The organism is Mesorhizobium sp. CAU 1741 (assembly GCF_039839275.1).
In the GTDB taxonomy this organism is placed as follows: Bacteria; Pseudomonadota; Alphaproteobacteria; order Rhizobiales; family Rhizobiaceae; genus Aerobium.
In genome coordinates, this window is sequence record NZ_JBDOQP010000001.1 from 744,799 (window position 1) to 761,459 (window position 16,661).

Here is a 16,661-nt window from a genome sequence, read left to right on the forward strand (position 1 = left end):
TGCGCTGGGAGCCGATGCGGGACGGTCACGGAGCCATCCCGACCCTATGCAGGATGCACCGACCACCTTGGCGCAACCCTGCTTTTTTCCGGACTGGCTGCGCGAACGCCGGTCATGGGGAATGGCAGTGCAACTCTACGAGCTTCGATCCAGACGGGACTGGGGCATCGGCGATTTCGCGGATCTTGCCGCTTTCTGTGAAATCGCGGCGCAGGCCGGCGCCCAGTTCATCGGCCTGAATCCGCTGAGCGCTCTCTTTGCCGCTGAGCCGGAGCGCTGCAGCCCCTTTTCGCCGTCAAGCCGGCAGTTCCTGAACCCGCTCTACATCGCCGTGGATGAGGTCGACGGTTTTGAATCCGGGATGGTGGACGATGAGGAGGTTGCGCGGCTTCGCGCGCGCGATCTGGTGGACTATGCTGGTGTCACGCGCCTGAAGCTGTCCGTTCTCCGGCAGATATGGATCGCCCGCAAGGGCCGACTGTCGGACACGCTGGAATCGTTCATTGCCGACCAGCCTCTCGTTCAGCGCCATGCAACGTTCGAGGCCTTGTCCTCACACATGCGCGATGCCGGTCACGGAGCCGGGTGGAGCAACTGGCCCGAGCCGTTTCGGGATGCCGGGTCGCCGGATGTCGGGGCCTTCGCCAAAGACAATGCGGACGACGTCGCATTTCACGTCTGGCTGCAGATGCTCTCACGCGAGCAACTGGCCGCAGCCGCCACGCGGGCGAGGCAGGCTGGAATGCGGATCGGTCTCTATTTGGACTTTCCCGTCGGCGAGGCGCCCGACGGGTCCGCGACATGGAGCAATCCGGAGCTCTCGGTGGCCAATGTCTCCATAGGAGCGCCGCCCGACGTGTTCACGACACAGGGTCAGGACTGGGGACTTGCGCCGCTCTCGCCGTTGCATGTCGCCGACGATGATTTCGGAAACTACAAGGCTCTCATGGACGACGCCATGCGCTGCTCCGGTGCGCTGCGGATCGATCACGCGATGGCGCTGCGGCAGCTTTTCTGGATCCCGCGCCAAGGCAGCGCGGCCGAGGGTGGGTACGTCATGTACCCGATGACGGGCATGCTGAAGGCGCTCGCCGATTTGTCGCGCCAGAACGAAGTGATCGTGATTGGCGAAGATCTCGGACATGTGCCGGAGGGCTTCCGGGATGTCATGTCCGGCGCCGGCATCCTGTCTTACCGCATACTTTATTTCGAGCGCGCGATGCAGCGCTTCCTGCCTTCCCGCAATTGGCCGTCGCTTGCGCTGGCCTGCCTCTCGACGCACGACCTGCCGACGCTGAAGGGCTGGTGGGCCGGCAACGATATCGCGCTTCGGCTCGAGTATGGCCTCATCGATGCAGATGCGGCACGGCATCAGGAGCGCGAGCGGCGCGGCGAACGTGCGAGCCTCCTGCGACGTCTGCAGTTCGAAGGCTTGCTGCGGCGGCAAGAGTGCCGCGCGCTGGCCCGAAAGCGACGCCTTGATGAACGGGACTTCACGTCTCTCTCCGTTGCCGCGCATCGCTTCATCGCTCGCACACCCGGCCGCCTTGCCTGCGTCCGGCTTGCCGATGCGGTTGGAGAAGAGCATCCGACCAACCTTCCGGGCACATCGGACGAGTATCCGAACTGGCGACGGAAATTGCCGGTCTTGCTGGAGGACCTGCCGTCCCTGCCGCTGTTTCGCGCCCTGACCACCGCCATCGCACGGGAACGTCCGTTATGAATGGTGCTCCGACAGCGACTTACCGTCTGCAGTTCCGAAACGGGATGACCTTCGATGGCGCAGTGGAGATCCTGCCCTATCTGCGTCGGCTCGGCGTCAGTCATCTCTACGCCTCGCCGATCTTCACCGCCGTCGGTGGCTCGACGCACGGCTATGATGTCGTGGACCACAACGAGTTCGATCCGAGCCTGGGAGGCGAGGCGGGTTTCGAGCGTCTTCACGCGGCGTTGCAGGACGCCGGCATGGGATTGGTTCTCGACATCGTGCCGAACCATATGGCGGCCTCGGTTGAAAACCGCTGGTGGCGCAGTGTCATCGAATTCGGCGCAGCCAGTCCATTCGCACGCCATTTTGACATCGACTGGTCCCGCAAGCTTACGCTTCCCATCCTTGGACAGGACTATCGCGATGTACTGGCTGCCGGGGAACTCAGGGTGGAGGCCGATCACAAGCATGGGATGCTCGTGCTCGTCTATTTCGATAATCGGCTACCACTCAATCCCGAGAGCTATCGGCTGATCGCCGAGGAGGCTGGCGATGCGTCAGCCACCCTCGATGGCTTCGCGCAATTCGACATGCGACACGGCTCCGTGGAAGCGTTTCACGACGCCATGCGCGCCGGGCTGGCCGCGGATAACGCCACTCACCTGGACGATTTGCTCGCAACGCTTTCACGGGATCTTGGCTTCATCGACAGGCTTCACGAAGCCCAGTCGTGGCGGCTGACCTACTGGAAAGATGCCCGCCGCGACCTGAGCTATCGCCGCTTCTTCGAGGTCACGGGCCTCGTCGGCGTGCGCGTGGAGGAAGACGAAGTCTTCGACGACGTGCATCGACTGGCGTTGTCGCTGGTGCGATCGGGGAAAGTCGATGGCTTGCGGGTCGACCATGTGGATGGTCTCGCGCTGCCGACCAGCTACCTTCGTCGCCTGCGCAGCGAAGCGGGGCCTGAAACGTGGATCCTCGTCGAGAAGATCCTTGCCGATGGAGAGCGGTTACCGGCGGCGTGGGAAGGGTGCGGCACCACCGGTTACGAGTTCATCTCTGCTGCCGCACAATTGCTGGTCGACACCAACGGCGTTGCGGGACTCACGCAAGGCTATCAGACGTTCGCGAGTGTGCCGACTGACGTCGATGGTGCGTTGCGTGAGGCCAAGCAACTGATCCTGCTGCGCAACTTCGAAGGCGAGCTGGAGAGGTTGGCGACCGCTGCTTTCGAACTGGCGGACCAGGTCGACGGCCTGGACCGCGCGAACCTGCGTGATGCCATCGCCGAGATCATCCTGGGGTTCGACGTCTACCGTACCTACGGAGAGTCGGGTCCGCTGAGTGATCAGGACGAGCTTGTGCTCGAGCGGGCGGTCGATATTGCCCTGGAAGGCGGGCGGGCCCTGCCGCGCGCGATCGCCTTCATCGTGGCGCTGCTACTGGGCGATGGCGACGATGATTTGAGCCGGGGAGGCGCGTTCGCATTTCGGCTACGGTTCCAGCAGTTGACGGGACCGATCATGGCGAAGGCAGTCGAGGACACGCTGTTCTATCGCTTCAATCCCCTGATTGCGCTCAACGAGGTCGGGTCTTCCCCTGAACTGACCGCCTTAGATGTCGACAGCTTTCATCGATCTATCGGCGGGCTTTCGGGTGGACGCGATCTAATGGCAACCGCCACCCATGACACCAAACGCGGCGAGGATGCCCGCGCGCGCCTTTATGCGTTGGCGGAGATGCCCGGAGACTGGTCAGATGCCGCGTCCCGATGGAGCGAACTGAACGCGAAGCTGAAAAGGTCCGTGGGCGAACACAAGGTGCCGGAGCCCGATGTGGAGTGGCTCTTCTATCAGGCGCTGGCGGGCGTCTGGCCGGCAGGCATGGACCCACAGGATCGCCGCGCCCTCGACGAGCTTGCCGGCCGTTTCCTGCCCTATGCGGAAAAGGCATTGCGGGAAGCCAAGCTGCGCACCGACTGGCTCGATGTCGACGAACACTACGAGCGGACGGTGCAGGACTTCGTCAAGGGCATGCTGAGCGTGGACAACGCTCGGTTCCTTGGAGACTTCGATGCAACCATGCGCCCGTTGATGATCGGCGGCGCGATAAACGCCCTGTCCCAGACCCTGGCCAAGCTTACTGCACCCGGCATTCCGGACATCTATCAGGGCGCTGAAAGACTGGATCTAAGCCTTGTCGATCCGGACAATCGGCGGGCCGTGGATTTTGCCAGCCTCGCTGCTGCGCTCAATCCGGCAGCGGATGCGCCGGGGGGCGATGAGGCTCTGCTCGACGGAACGTTCAAGCAATGGATGATCGCGAGATGCCTGGCTTCACGCCGCGAGCATCCCGGGCTCTTCCTTGAAGGCGACTATCAACCGCTACGAGTGGTGGGTGACCTTGCATCCCATTACCCCGCGTTTCTTCGGCGCATTGAAGACGATTTTGCGATCGTCATCCTGCAGCGTCTGCCGATCCGGCGTGCAGGACAGGCTTCATCGCTCGGCGCAACGCACCTCGAGCTGCCGGTCCAATGTCATGGCCGCCGATTCCGCAATGTGTTGACGGGTGAGGTGTTCAGCGGTGCGCCGACCTTGCCGCTGGAGTCCGTTCTCAAAGGCCTGCCGGTGGCAATGGCAGTTGCGTCCGCACCTTACTGATGCGGACGCCTGTGATGCAGCAATAGGTGCGGTTGTCAGGGTTTCTTGGGGCGGGGCGTTCGTGGACGGGCAGCGGGCTTCTTCGCCTTTCGTTCGGTGGCCGGCTGATTGTTCGGGTCTTCTCCGACCGCGAGGCCGATCGTCTCGGTCACCGTGCGCTCCAGGCTCGTGGCGCCTTCTTCCGCGTCGATTTCTTCTCTGGCCCGTTGCCAATGGTGCTCATGCACGCCTTCCGGCTTGCCTTCCTGCTCCCATATCTGATGTGCACGTTCCCGAATGCGCCGTTCGCGTTCCGCGTCACTCATGTCTGTCTCCTGAGTTGCCTCGCCGGTCCTTTGGGACTTGCGTGTTCATGCCTGAATTATCTCGCATGGCTGCCCGAGATCCGATTGGGCCACCGGGCCACCGCCACCCATCAATTGATCATAGAGCGCGCCGTAGCGACGGGAAGACTGAAGCCAGTTTAGAGGGCGCTTCATTGCCTTGCGGCGCATCTCGGCCATCTTTCTCGGCGAGCCGAACGCGTCGAACGCTCTGAATATTCCGTCCATAAGACCTGCAATTGACAGGTGGGAAAAAAGAAAGCCGGTCTCATCGTCTTCGATCGTGTCTGCAAGGCCTCCAGTCCGGTGGGCAACCGGCAACGAGCCATACCGCTGCGCATACATCTGGCTGAGACCGCACGGCTCGAAGCGGGAGGGCATGAGCAGGAAATCGCTCCCGGCATAAAGGCGCCGCGCCTCCGCCTCGTCGAAGCCGATGCGCAAGCCGACATTTCCCGGATAGCGCCGGGCGAGATCCCGAAGCGCCGATTCCATCGCCGGCTCGCCTTGCCCCGTCACCGCGACCTGGCCTCCGCGCGTCACGATGTCTTCGACGGCCTGCGCTGCAATGTCGATGCCCTTCTGATGCACGAGCCGCGAAATGATTGCGAAGAGTGGTCCGCGTGAAACTTCGAGGCCGAACGTCTCGCGCGCATCACGGGCGTTTAACTTGCGGCCATTGAGATCGAGACTATCAAATCCTGCGGCCAGGTGTGGATCGCTCTGCGGGTCCCAGCTTTCATCGACACCATTGAGGATGCCTGTAAGCCGGTCTTGGCTGGCGCGGGTCCGCAGGAGTCCCTCGAGACCGCAACCGAATTCCGGTGTGGTGATCTGGTGGGCATAGGTCGAGCTGACGGTGGTAACGTGAGAGGAATAGTAGATGCCGGCCTTGAGGAACGACATCCTGCCGTAGAATTCGACGCCCTCCATGTCGAAGGCTTGTTCGGGGACGCCGAGCACCGGAAGACGCGCTTGGTCGAATACGCCTTGATAGGCAAGGTTATGGATCGTCAGGACGCTGGGAACAGCTTCTTCGCGCCAGGCGAGATAGGCAGGGGCAAGCGAGGCCTGCCAGTCGTTGACGTGCAGCAGATCGGGCTTCCAGCCAAGCTCGGGTAGACCGGCGGCGATCTCGGCCGCGGCCAGAGAAAAGCGGCCGAACCTCAGGTCGTTGTCTTCCCAGTCTTCGCCGCTGCTGCCTCCGTAGGGCATCCCCTCGCGATCGTAGAGGTCGGATTGAAGCACGACATAGACCACGAGGCCGTCGGCCATGTCGATGCGCCCTATGACGCAGGCAGGCAGGCCGGCCATGGCAGGCAGACGCGCGACCTCGTTGATTGAAGCCTTTTCCAGGACTTGCCTGTAGCCGGGGATCAGCACCCGAATATCATGCGTTTGCCTGAGCGCGCGGGGCAGGGCGGCGGAGACATCACCCAGTCCACCTACCTTGACGAAGTCCGTCAGTTCCGACGTCGCGAAAAGAAGACGCGGTGGCCTTTCGTCCGCCGACACGGTTCCGCTTTTTCCGATCCCACTCTTGCAGAATGGAAATCTCGACTGTCCTGAATTGACCGCAACAACGATGGACACCATCACACTCCGCTCGACATGCGGGCTGCTCTACCGTCGAGACAGCCCTTGCTCGCACCGTCCCCATGCAGCGAGGCGTGGGGCCGGGCGGTTTCGAACCGCCGGCGTTGGAAAATGTTCCGGCGATACCGGCAGATTTCCGGATTGCCGCCGAGACGCTGCCTTCACACGCGCCAAAAGCGAACGCGCGCATCCTTTCCAACCGTAGCGGGAGTTCGCGCGGGCCGGCATTCGGCGCAGCAAGCCCCCTTGCCATCGCCGCCCTCAGGCCCCAAGTTCAACGAAGGGACTATCAAATGTTATACTCAGGACCACCATGGCTCCCACTCGCAAGCAATTTTCTCATCAGGACACAGTCGATCTTCCAGACCTGGATGACTTGCTGACATCGATCGAGAATGAACGCGTTCCTGATAGACTTCTGGCGCTGGCGCAGGAACTTCAGCATGCCTTGAGTACGCGCAGGCTTCCCGCCGATGTTCGCGCCTTGAGGCCGGAGCCGATCTGAAAGGCTGATGCAAGCCTTTCGCTCGAGGTTCGGAACATTGGAGGCCCTTGGTCATTAGACTCACATGAAGCGGGTCCAAAAGAGCGCGGTGGCAATAGAACGATCTCAGCCAAAGCCTGGTAGTCAACAGCCTCAGAGTTCGTCTGAACAGAAGCTGACGGCTCTGGCCGGTACGCGCATCGCCATCGAAGGAATCGATCCTGAGATCGATGGCGGGCTGTTTCCAGCCAAGGCTGTACAAGGCAGCGCTTTCACGGTCGAAGCCGATGTGTTCAGCGACGGGCATGATTCGATCGCAGCCGCGGTGATGTGGCGTGCCAAGGGCGCAGAGGCATGGAACGAGACCAGCCTCGAATTCGATGCAAATGACAGGTGGTCCGCTACTCTCCGCTTCGCGGCTCCGGGCCTGCATGAATACAGCATCTGCGCGTGGCGCGACCTGTTCGCCACTTGGCAGAAGGACACGCTGAAGAAAGTATCGGCCGGGCAGTCGGTCACCCTCGAACTCATCGAGGGACGCCACCTGATCGAGGCGGGGCAGAAAGCAGCTGATGGCGAGGCGAGACGCCAACTTGATATGCTTCTGGACGGACTGGCCAGGGCGGTCGAAAATGGCAGCGATGAAGCCAGCCTAGACCTTCTGCTTTCCCCGGACACTCTGGCGACCATGCGCAACTGGGGACCACGCACGAACCTCTCGCGCTATCCCCGTATCCTGGAGGTGTGGGTCGATCACCCGCTTGCGGGGTTCGGCGCCTGGTACGAACTCCTGCCACGCTCGCAGGGGCCGGAGGAGCGGCACGGAACGTTCGACGACGTGATAGCGCGTCTGCCCTATGTGCGCGACCTCGGGTTTGACGTGCTGTATTTTCCGCCGATCCATCCGATCGGGAAGACCAACCGCAAAGGGCCCAACAACGCCCTGCAGGCCGGGCCGGACGACCCCGGCAGCCCCTATGCGATCGGATCGCCGGATGGCGGGCATGATGCGATCCACCCCGAACTGGGCTCACTGGAAGACTTCAGGCGCCTGGTGGACGCCGCGCGGGAGCATGGCCTCGAAATCGCCCTGGACTTCGCCATTCAGTGTTCGCCCGACCATCCTTGGATAAGAGAGCATCCGGAGTGGTTCGACTGGCGCCCGGATAGCACCATCAAGTTTGCCGAGAACCCACCCAAGAGGTACGAGGACATCGTCAACGTCCACTTCTATCGTGGTGCGATCCCGGGATTGTGGCTGGCTTTGCGTGATGTCGTCCTGTTCTGGATCGACAATGGCGTTTCGATCTTCCGCGTCGACAATCCGCACACGAAGCCATTTCCGTTCTGGGAGTGGATGATAGGCGAGGTGCGCGAAAAGCACCCCCAGGTGATCTTCCTGTCCGAAGCATTCACCCGCCCCAAGGTGATGAAACGGCTCGCCAAGGTCGGGTTTACGCAGTCCTACACATATTTCACGTGGCGCAACACGAAGGCGGAACTCACCGAGTATCTGACGGAGCTGACGCAGGAGGAGTGCCGGCACTACATGCGCCCGAACTTCTTTGCCAACACGCCCGACATCAACCCACGCTACCTGCAGACCGGTGGCCGCCCGGGATTTCGCACGCGTCTGGTCCTCGCCGCCACGCTGGCGGGCAGCTACGGCATCTACAATGGCTTTGAGATCTGCGAAGCCGCAAGCGTTCCCGGAAAAGAGGAGTACCTCGATTCCGAAAAATACCAGCTCCGCAGTTGGGACATGGACCAACCTGGAAACATCCAGGACGACATCCGCCTGATCAACAAACTGAGGCGCAAGCATCCTGCCTTGCGAAATGACATTTCACTGACATTCCACAACGCCTTCAACGAAAACGTGCTCTATTACGGCAAGAGCGACCCGCAATCGCAGGACTTCCTGCTTTTCCACGTGAACCTCGATCCTGACAATGTACAGGAGTTCGAATTCGAGGTGCCCTTGTGGGAGTTCGGCCTGTCGGACGATGCCTCGATCGAGGTGCAGGATCTGCTGCACGGGAACCGCTTCACCTGGCATGGCAAGACCCACGTCCTCCGGCTCGATCCGCATGAGCGCCCCTATGCTATCTGGCGGCTTTTCGCGCCGGAGGTGTCGCGATGAGCCCGGCGTCGAAGCGCATGGATGGCATCATCGATCGAAGCCAGCCCGACTGGTACAAGGACGCCATCATCTATCAGCTGCACATCAAGGCGTTCCAGGACGCCAATGGTGACGGCATCGGCGACTTCGCCGGACTGATGCAGCGGCTCGACTATATCCAGGAGCTCGGCGTGACGGCGATCTGGCTCCTCCCGTTCTATCCATCGCCGTTGCGCGACGACGGCTATGATATAGCCGAGTACAAGGCCATCAATCCGTCCTACGGGCAGATGAAGGACTTTCGCGCCTTCGTCGCGGAGGCACACAGGCGCGGGCTACGGGTGATCACCGAGCTGGTGATCAATCATACTTCCGACCAGCACCCGTGGTTCCAGCGCGCACGACGGGCGAAACCGGGATCCGCCGCAAGGGACTTCTATGTCTGGAGCGATACCGACACGAAGTACCCTGAGACCCGGATCATCTTTCTCGACACCGAGACCTCCAACTGGACATGGGATCCGGTGGCCGGGCAGTTCTTCTGGCACCGCTTCTACTCACATCAGCCAGACCTCAATTTCGACCACCCGCGTGTCCTGCAGGAAGTCATCAAGGTGATGCACTTCTGGCTCGATCTGGGTGTCGACGGCCTGCGGCTCGACGCCATCCCGTATCTTGTGGAGCGTGAAGGCACGAACAACGAGAATCTTCCCGAAACGCATGTCATCCTGAAGAAGATTCGCAGCGCGCTCGACGAGCGCTATTCCGACCGGATGCTGTTGGCTGAGGCCAATCAGTGGCCCGAAGACACGCGTCCGTATTTTGGCGACGCGGACGAGTGCCATATGGGATTCCACTTCCCGCTGATGCCGCGCATGTACATGGCGCTCGCGCAGGAGGATCGGCATCCGATCACCGACATCGTCCGGCAGACGCCCGACATACCTGACAGTTGCCAGTGGGGCATTTTTCTGAGGAACCACGACGAGCTGACGCTCGAAATGGTGACCGACAAGGAACGCGACTATCTCTGGCGCACCTATGCCGAAGACACGCGGGCGCGCATCAATCTCGGCATCCGCCGCCGTCTCGCTCCATTGATGCAGAACGACCGCCGCAAGATCGAATTGCTGAACTCGCTGCTGCTGTCGATGCCCGGCACGCCGATCGTCTATTACGGCGACGAACTTGGCATGGGTGACAATTATTATCTCGGCGACCGTGACGGGGTCCGCACGCCGATGCAGTGGTCGCCGGATCTCAACGCCGGCTTCTCGCGCGCCGATCCGCAGAAGCTCTTTCTTCCCGTCATTCTCGACCCCGTCTACGGATACCAGGCCGTGAATGTAGAGAGCCAGGCGAAAGACCCATCCTCGCTGCTGTTCTGGATGCGGCGCCTGATATCGGTGCGCAAGCAGCATGACGCGTTCGGTCGCGGTTCGATGATGCTTCTTTATCCGCGCAACCGGAAGATACTCGCTTATGTGCGAGAGTATGAGGGCGATCAGATCCTGTGCGTGGCCAACCTTGCCCGGTCGGCGGAAGCCGTGGAGCTGGACCTGTCCCAGTGGAAGGGTGCCGTGCCCGTCGAACTCTTGGGGCGCTCGGCATTTCCTCCGATTGGTGACCTGCCCTATCTGATCACGCTGCCGGCCTTCGGTTTCTACTGGTTCGTCCTGTCCGATGATGCGGAGGCGCCGAGCTGGCATCAGCAGATGCCGGACATGCTGCCCGAGTTTGTCACGCTGACCGCCCGCGACGGGCGCGTCTCGACGGCGATAAGCACCGCGCAGGGTCCACGCCTCCTTGACGAAACCCTGCCGAAGTTTCTCGCGCTTCAGCGCTGGTTCGCAGCCAAGGACCTCGACATCAAGCGGGTGCATGTCCGCCCGTTGGCGGAGACCGATGACGGTCAGCACCTGTTCACGGCGTGCGACGTCGATTTCGCGCATGGCCCGACGCAGACCTATCTCTTGCCGCTGTCCGCCAGATGGGGGGAGGAGCACACCGTCTTCGGTGCCCCGGGTCTGTCCTACACGCTCGCGAAACTGCGCCGCGGCCCACGGGTCGGCGCGCTGGTGGACGGGGCCTACTCGGAAGAGTTTGCCGCGTTGCTGCTGGAAGGGCTCAAGGACGAGTTGGAGATTGCGGGCGATGACGGCAAGATCACGTTCCACCGCAATGAGGAGCGCTCATTCTTCGAAAGCGTTGGCGCCGCAAATCCGCTCCGGGCGGAACAGAGCAATGTTTCCGTCGCGTTTGGCGACGAGCTCATCGTGAAGATCTACCGGCAACTGCGCACCGGCCCGCAGCCGGAGGTCGAAATGGCGCGCTTCCTCACCAACGAGGCCGGCTTCGAGAACACGCCGAAGTTCCTTGGATCTGTCGAATACCTCTCCAATGACGGCGAGTCGGCCGTGCTCGGAACCGCCTTCGCCTATGTGCGCAATCAGGGCGATGCGTGGGCGAGCGTCGTCTCAGCGCTCCAGCGCGACTTCGAGGACAGTGAGTCCGGCGAAACGGATGGAGAAGAGCTTCCGTTCGAGCCGAGACTGCAGATTGGCGATGTGCTGGGCCGGCGTACTGCGGAATTGCATCGTGCGCTTGCAACACCGACGGACGACGCTGATTTCGTGGCCGAACCGCTGGACGGCGATCACCTCCGCTCCTGGGTAGACGCAGCACGCGACGAGGTCGAGCAGATGTTCGAGGCGCTTTCGGCCGCCGCCGGGCAACTCGGTGACGAAGCCGCAGCGATGGCCGACCAGATGGAGCGTCACCGCTCACATCTCGAGCGACGGCTGGGCGATTGTCTTGCTTTCGCGCCGTCCGGCGGGATTTCCCGGATTCATGGCGACTACCACCTCGGGCAGGTGCTGGTGATCCATGACGACATCACTATCATCGACTTTGAGGGCGAGCCCCGCCGATCGATCGACGAGCGCCGCGCAAAGACCTCTCCCTTGCGCGATGTCGCCGGCATGCTGCGTTCGATCGACTATGCCGCGGAGGCGGCGTTGCGTCAGCGGTCCGCCCTGCCGCCCGGACAACAGGAACACGCGGCAGCGCGCGCGGCGAGCTGGCGATACCAGACGATAGACAGCTTCCTCGCGACATACAGGGATGTCATCGACGGATGCTCGACACATCCGCAGGATCGCGACCTCGAACGCGCCTTGCTCGATCTCTTCCTGATCCAGAAAGCCGCCTACGAAGTCGGCTACGAACTGGCCAATCGTCCTGATTGGGTCGACATTCCACTCAAGGGCCTGCTCGATCTTCTGGAAACGGAGGCAGAGTCGTGAACCCGCCTCCCGCAGTGCCCTATTCGTCCGACATTCCCGCCATCGTCGGCGGGCGGCACGGCAACCCCTTTGCCGTGCTCGGCATGCAGGGCGGGGAAGGCCACCCCGTCGTCGTCAACGTCTTTGCGCCGCATGTCTCGTCCGTCTCGGTGATCGATGCCGCCAGCGGCGAGGAGGTTGCCGAACTCCAGCGCGTCCACCCGGACGGATTCTTCTGCGCAACGCTGATCGATCGCCGCGAGAAGTTCGCTTACCGCCTTGGCCTTCGCTCTGATGACCGGCGCTGGGAGATCGAAGATCCATACAGGTTCCCCCCGGTACTGGGCCAGCTTGATGAATATCTGCTGGGGGAGGGCCGCCATCTGGAACTCTACCGGCGGCTGGGCGCCCATCCCATGACGCTTGAGGGTATCGACGGCGTGTCGTTCGCCGTGTGGGCGCCGAATGCCAGGCGCGTGAGTGTCGTCGGCGACTTCAATGCCTGGGACGGCCGGCGTCACCCGATGCGCAAGCGCTTGGGCGTGGGCGTCTGGGAGCTGTTCATTCCCGGCATCGATGCAGGTGTACTCTACAAGTACGAGGTCCTTGGTGCGCATGGCGACGTGCTGCCGCTGAAGGCCGATCCGGTTTCACAGGCCCATGAGGCGCCGCCCTCCACGGCATCGATTGCCTGTGGCGATCTTCGTCATGATTGGCAGGACGCCGGTTGGATGAGCGAACGGGCGCAAAGACAGGACAAGTCTGCTCCGATTTCGATCTACGAGATGCATCTGGCGAGCTGGCGGCGTGGCGGTGACGACGAGATGCTCGACTATGAGTCCATCGCCGATCTGCTCGCGCCCTATCTCGTCGAAATGGGCTTCACCCATGTCGAACTGCTTCCAATCACGGAACATCCATTCGGCGGTTCATGGGGCTACCAGCCGATCGGGCTTTTTGCGCCCACGCGGCGCTTCGGGCCTCCAGAAGCGTTTGCACGCTTCGTCGAGCGGATGCATGCGGCGGGAATCGGGGTGATAGCCGACTGGGTCCCGGCGCATTTTCCCTCCGATGCGCATGGACTCGTGCGTTTCGACGGCACGTCGCTCTATGAACATGACGATCCCCGGCTTGGATTCCACCAGGACTGGAACACGCTGATCTACAATTTCGGGCGGACGGAAGTCGCCAATTTCCTGCAGGCGAGCGCGCTCTACTGGCTAGACGAGTTTCACATGGACGGGCTACGCGTCGATGCCGTCGCCTCGATGCTTTACCTCGACTATAGCCGCAAGCCGGGCGAGTGGATCCCCAACCGCCACGGCGGCAACGAGAACCTCGACGCGATCGACTTCCTGCGATCAACCAACGCGCGGATCGGCGAGCGACATCCCGGTGCAATGATGATCGCCGAAGAATCCACGGCATTTCCCGGGGTCAGCCGCCCGGCCGAGGCCGGCGGCCTCGGTTTCGACTTCAAGTGGAACATGGGGTGGATGCACGACACGCTGGACTATATGAGCCGCGATCCCATCCATCGCACGCATCACCATCACCAGATGACTTTCGGCATGGTCTATGCCTATTCGGAAAAGTTCGTGCTGCCCTTGTCGCATGACGAGGTGGTGCACGGGAAAGGCTCGCTGCTCGGCAAGATGCCGGGCGACCGGTGGCAGAAATTCGCGAACCTGCGTGCCTATCTCAGCTTCATGTGGACCCACCCGGGCAAGAAGCTGATGTTCATGGGCGGCGAGTTCGCACAGGAGAGGGAGTGGAACCACGACCGCTCGCTCGACTGGCACCTGCTTGACGACGAACTCCATGGCGGCGTCCAGCAAATGGTGCGCGATCTCAACCATCTGTATCGCGATATCGCCGCGCTACATGAACTCGACTGCGAGCCAGCCGGCTTCGAGTGGATCGAGGCGAACGATGCGGAAAACAGCGTCTTCTCCTTCCTGAGAAGGGGACGTGGCGACGCCGCTCCCGCGATCGTCATCTGCAACATGACCCCAATCGTGAGGCGCGGCTATCGTGTGGGCGTGCCGGATCCGGTCAACTGGCGAGAAGCGTTCAATTCAGACGCGGAAATCTATGGTGGTTCCGGGGTTGGCAATGCATCGTCGATCGAGTGCCAGACAATCGGCTGGCACGGCAGGCCGCAATCGATCGAGCTCGATTTGCCGCCCCTTGCAGCTCTGGTGCTTGTGCCCGCCGGGTGATGCTCCGTCCCCCGCCTTGCATCTTGAAGGCGACGCTTGCGAAACGTCTCCGAAACTACAGATGAACAGACCCGACAGGATGTCGGGCATCATTTTCCACGGAGGCGTTGCTCGACGTCTCACCGAGTTCTTCGAGCAGGCGGGCGCGAGCGCGATTCAGGCGGCTCTTGATGGTGCCGATCGCGCAGCCGCAGATTTCCGTCGCCTCTTCATAGGAGATACCCAGCACGCCGATCAGCATCAGCACCTCGCGCTGTTGTTCAGGTAGCCGCTGGATCGCCTGGGCAATCTCCCTGCCGCGAGCCGACCACTCCTGTGTTGGGTCGGACGCCGGGCGCAGCGATATGCAGTCGGCGGCCCCGGGCGCCTCGCGGGTCTCCACCTTGATCTTTGTATAAAAGGCGTTGCGCATGATCGTGAAGAGCCACGACTTCATGCTGGTACCCGGTTTGAACTGGTGAATGCTCGACAGCGCCCGCGTCAATGTCTCCTGGACCAGATCATCGGCATCATTCGTCTCGCGGTAGAACGTCCGGGCAAATGCGCGGAGGGCAGGGATGAGATCCACGATCTCAGTTTTTGGCGAAGCCATCTTGGTTCCCTGCACCGGGCCAGCCTCTTCCTGCTCTATTGACGCCCACGCTTGATCAATGAAGCGAGGAGCCAGGAGTTCCGCTGGCCCAACGAAATCCGACTTCATGTCTGCCTGGAAGGGGCCGATGGCGCCGTCAGAGGTGGGGATTGGCCTGCTCGTCCGCCGCTGCGCGTGCCGCCCGCTTGTCGGTAAAGGAAAGGTAGAACGCCGCAGCGAGGATAACGAAGGTCACGGCGTACAGGCCGAGAGCAATCGGGCTCGTGACCAAGATCAGGGGGTCGCCGCCGGAGATCGACAGTGCGCGACGCAGATTGTTCTCCATGTCCGAGCCAAGCAGCAGTCCGAGGATCACCGGCACCAGCGATATGTCGAGTTTGCGCAGGATAAAGCCGAGAACGCCGAAGGCGATCATGACGAGCACGTCGAAGCTCGAATTGCTGATCGAATAGATGCCGAGGAAGCTGACCATCACGACGAAGGGCATCAGGATCCACTGCGGAAGGCTCAGCATCCTGGTAAACAGTCCCACCATCGGGATGTTCATGACCAGGAGCACGAGGTTGGCGATGTAGAGCGAGGCGATCAGGCCCCACACCATTTCCGGTTCGCGGCTGAAGAGCAGCGGTCCGGGCTGAACGTTGAGCGAGATCAGCAGCGCGAGCATCACGGCGGTGGTGCCGCTGCCGGGCACGCCGAGCGTGAGCATCGGAATGAGGGCGCCGCCGGACGCGGCATTGTTGCCGGCCTCGGGCGCGACGATGCCTTTCGGGTCGCCCTTGCCGAACGTGTCGTTCTTGTTGCTGATGCGCTTTTCCACGACATAGGACATGAAGGCGCCCAGTGACGCGCCGGCGCCCGGCAGGATGCCGCAGATGAAACCGATCACCGACCCGCGCAGATGCGCCCAACCGCCCACCATGATGTCGCGCAGCTTCGGGATGGCGCGGCCGAGCGGTACCATCTTGCGGTCGCCATTGTGCATGTTTTCCAGATAGAAGAGCACCTCGCTGATCGCGAACAGGCCGACGATCGCAACGATCGGGTTGAATCCGTCATACAGATGATAGGAGCCGAAGGTGAACCGGGCCGTTCCTGTGGCCGGGTCGAGCCCCACGGACGCGATCATCAAGCCAATCATCGCGGCAAGCAGCGTCTTGAAGGGGTTGGCGCCGGTCACACCGCCGATGGTCGCGAATGCCATGACATAGAGCGCGAAATAATCGGCGGGGCCGAAATAGATCGCTGCGCCCGCCAGAAGAGGCGCAAAGAGCGTCAGCCCGATGGTGGCGAAGGTCGCGCCGACGAAGGACGCCAGAGCAGAGATTGCCAGCGCCTCGGCGGCCCTGCCGGCCCGAGCCATCGGATAGCCGTCGAGTGTCGTCATGATCGCCGGCTCGTCGCCGGGAATGTTGAGCATGATCGAAGAGATGCGCCCGCCATACATGCAGCCATAGTAGATGCACGACAGCATGATCAGCGCGGAGACCGGCTCCAGGCCCAGCGAGAAGGCGAGCGGTATCAGGATCGCAACGCCATTGACCGGACCGATCCCCGGCAGCGCGCCGATGATCGTGCCGATAAAGCAGCCGAAAAGCGCCAGTGCCAGGTTCGTTGGCGTCAGGGCGACGGCGAAGCCCTGTGCGAGCAGCGCAAAGGTTTCCATG

10 protein-coding genes are annotated in these 16,661 nt (G+C 62.0%); 6 read left to right on the forward strand and 4 right to left on the reverse strand.

The features are described from left to right. Window positions 1-46 precede the first annotated feature (46 nt). Both malQ and treY read left to right on the forward strand, forming a co-directional pair. Window positions 47-1,723 (forward strand): 4-alpha-glucanotransferase, encoded by a 1,677-nt coding sequence (gene malQ, locus AAFN84_RS03615; RefSeq protein ID WP_347513783.1) that lies wholly within the window; start codon window positions 47-49, stop codon window positions 1,721-1,723. Next, complete coding sequence (treY, locus tag AAFN84_RS03620; protein WP_347513138.1) at window positions 1,720-4,371, forward strand: malto-oligosyltrehalose synthase; 2,652 nt, start codon at window positions 1,720-1,722, stop codon at window positions 4,369-4,371. The genes malQ and treY overlap by 4 nt, the downstream gene beginning before the upstream one ends. A 35-nt stretch (window positions 4,372-4,406) precedes the next feature. Here the strand turns inward: treY and AAFN84_RS03625 are convergent, their stop codons facing one another. Continuing rightward, window positions 4,407-4,676, reverse strand: a complete 270-nt coding sequence (locus tag AAFN84_RS03625; RefSeq protein WP_347513139.1) for a DUF2934 domain-containing protein — start codon at window positions 4,674-4,676, stop codon at window positions 4,407-4,409. Between the two features lie 45 nt (window positions 4,677-4,721). Further along, a complete protein-coding gene (gene glgA, locus AAFN84_RS03630; protein ID WP_347513140.1) occupies window positions 4,722-6,209 on the reverse strand; it encodes a glycogen synthase GlgA in 1,488 nt (495 codons plus the stop codon). A 394-nt stretch (window positions 6,210-6,603) separates the two neighbouring features. Here glgA and AAFN84_RS03635 point away from each other — a divergent pair, with 394 nt between their 5' ends. From AAFN84_RS03635 to glgB, 4 genes are all read left to right on the forward strand, one after another. After that, complete coding sequence (locus tag AAFN84_RS03635; RefSeq protein WP_347513141.1) at window positions 6,604-6,795, forward strand: hypothetical protein; 192 nt, start codon at window positions 6,604-6,606, stop codon at window positions 6,793-6,795. A gap of 88 nt (window positions 6,796-6,883) precedes the next feature. Next, window positions 6,884-8,917, forward strand: a complete 2,034-nt coding sequence (locus AAFN84_RS03640) for an alpha-1,4-glucan--maltose-1-phosphate maltosyltransferase (protein ID WP_347513142.1) — start codon at window positions 6,884-6,886, stop codon at window positions 8,915-8,917. Beyond that, window positions 8,914-12,201, forward strand: coding sequence for a maltose alpha-D-glucosyltransferase (gene treS / locus AAFN84_RS03645; RefSeq protein ID WP_347513143.1), 3,288 nt, complete (start codon window positions 8,914-8,916; stop codon window positions 12,199-12,201). Before AAFN84_RS03640 ends, treS begins: the two co-directional genes overlap by 4 nt. After that, window positions 12,198-14,402, forward strand: a complete 2,205-nt coding sequence (gene glgB, locus AAFN84_RS03650) for a 1,4-alpha-glucan branching protein GlgB (RefSeq protein WP_347513144.1) — start codon at window positions 12,198-12,200, stop codon at window positions 14,400-14,402. The genes treS and glgB overlap by 4 nt, the downstream gene beginning before the upstream one ends. A gap of 55 nt (window positions 14,403-14,457) precedes the next feature. Here glgB and AAFN84_RS03655 read toward each other — a convergent pair whose 3' ends face one another. Together AAFN84_RS03655 and AAFN84_RS03660 are read right to left on the reverse strand one after the other, a co-directional pair. After that, a complete protein-coding gene (locus tag AAFN84_RS03655) occupies window positions 14,458-14,994 on the reverse strand; it encodes a sigma-70 family RNA polymerase sigma factor (protein ID WP_347513784.1) in 537 nt (178 codons plus the stop codon). 136 nt (window positions 14,995-15,130) lie between these two features. Next, window positions 15,131-16,660, reverse strand: coding sequence for a tripartite tricarboxylate transporter permease (locus tag AAFN84_RS03660; RefSeq protein ID WP_347513145.1), 1,530 nt, complete (start codon window positions 16,658-16,660; stop codon window positions 15,131-15,133). Between the last annotated feature and the right edge of the window lies 1 nt (window position 16,661).

Bases quoted from the DNA above. Each gene is read 5' to 3' on its own strand.
- malQ (WP_347513783.1), top strand. From the start codon at position 47: ATGCAGGATGCACCGACCACCTTGGCGCAACCCTGCTTTTTTCCGGAC.
- treY (WP_347513138.1), top strand. From the start codon at position 1,720: ATGAATGGTGCTCCGACAGCGACTTACCGTCTGCAGTTCCGAAACGGG.
- AAFN84_RS03625 (WP_347513139.1), bottom strand. From the start codon at position 4,676: ATGAGTGACGCGGAACGCGAACGGCGCATTCGGGAACGTGCACATCAG.
- AAFN84_RS03635 (WP_347513141.1), top strand. From the start codon at position 6,604: ATGGCTCCCACTCGCAAGCAATTTTCTCATCAGGACACAGTCGATCTT.
- treS (WP_347513143.1), top strand. From the start codon at position 8,914: ATGAGCCCGGCGTCGAAGCGCATGGATGGCATCATCGATCGAAGCCAG.
- AAFN84_RS03655 (WP_347513784.1), bottom strand. From the start codon at position 14,994: ATGGCTTCGCCAAAAACTGAGATCGTGGATCTCATCCCTGCCCTCCGC.
- AAFN84_RS03660 (WP_347513145.1), bottom strand. From the start codon at position 16,660: ATGGAAACCTTTGCGCTGCTCGCACAGGGCTTCGCCGTCGCCCTGACG.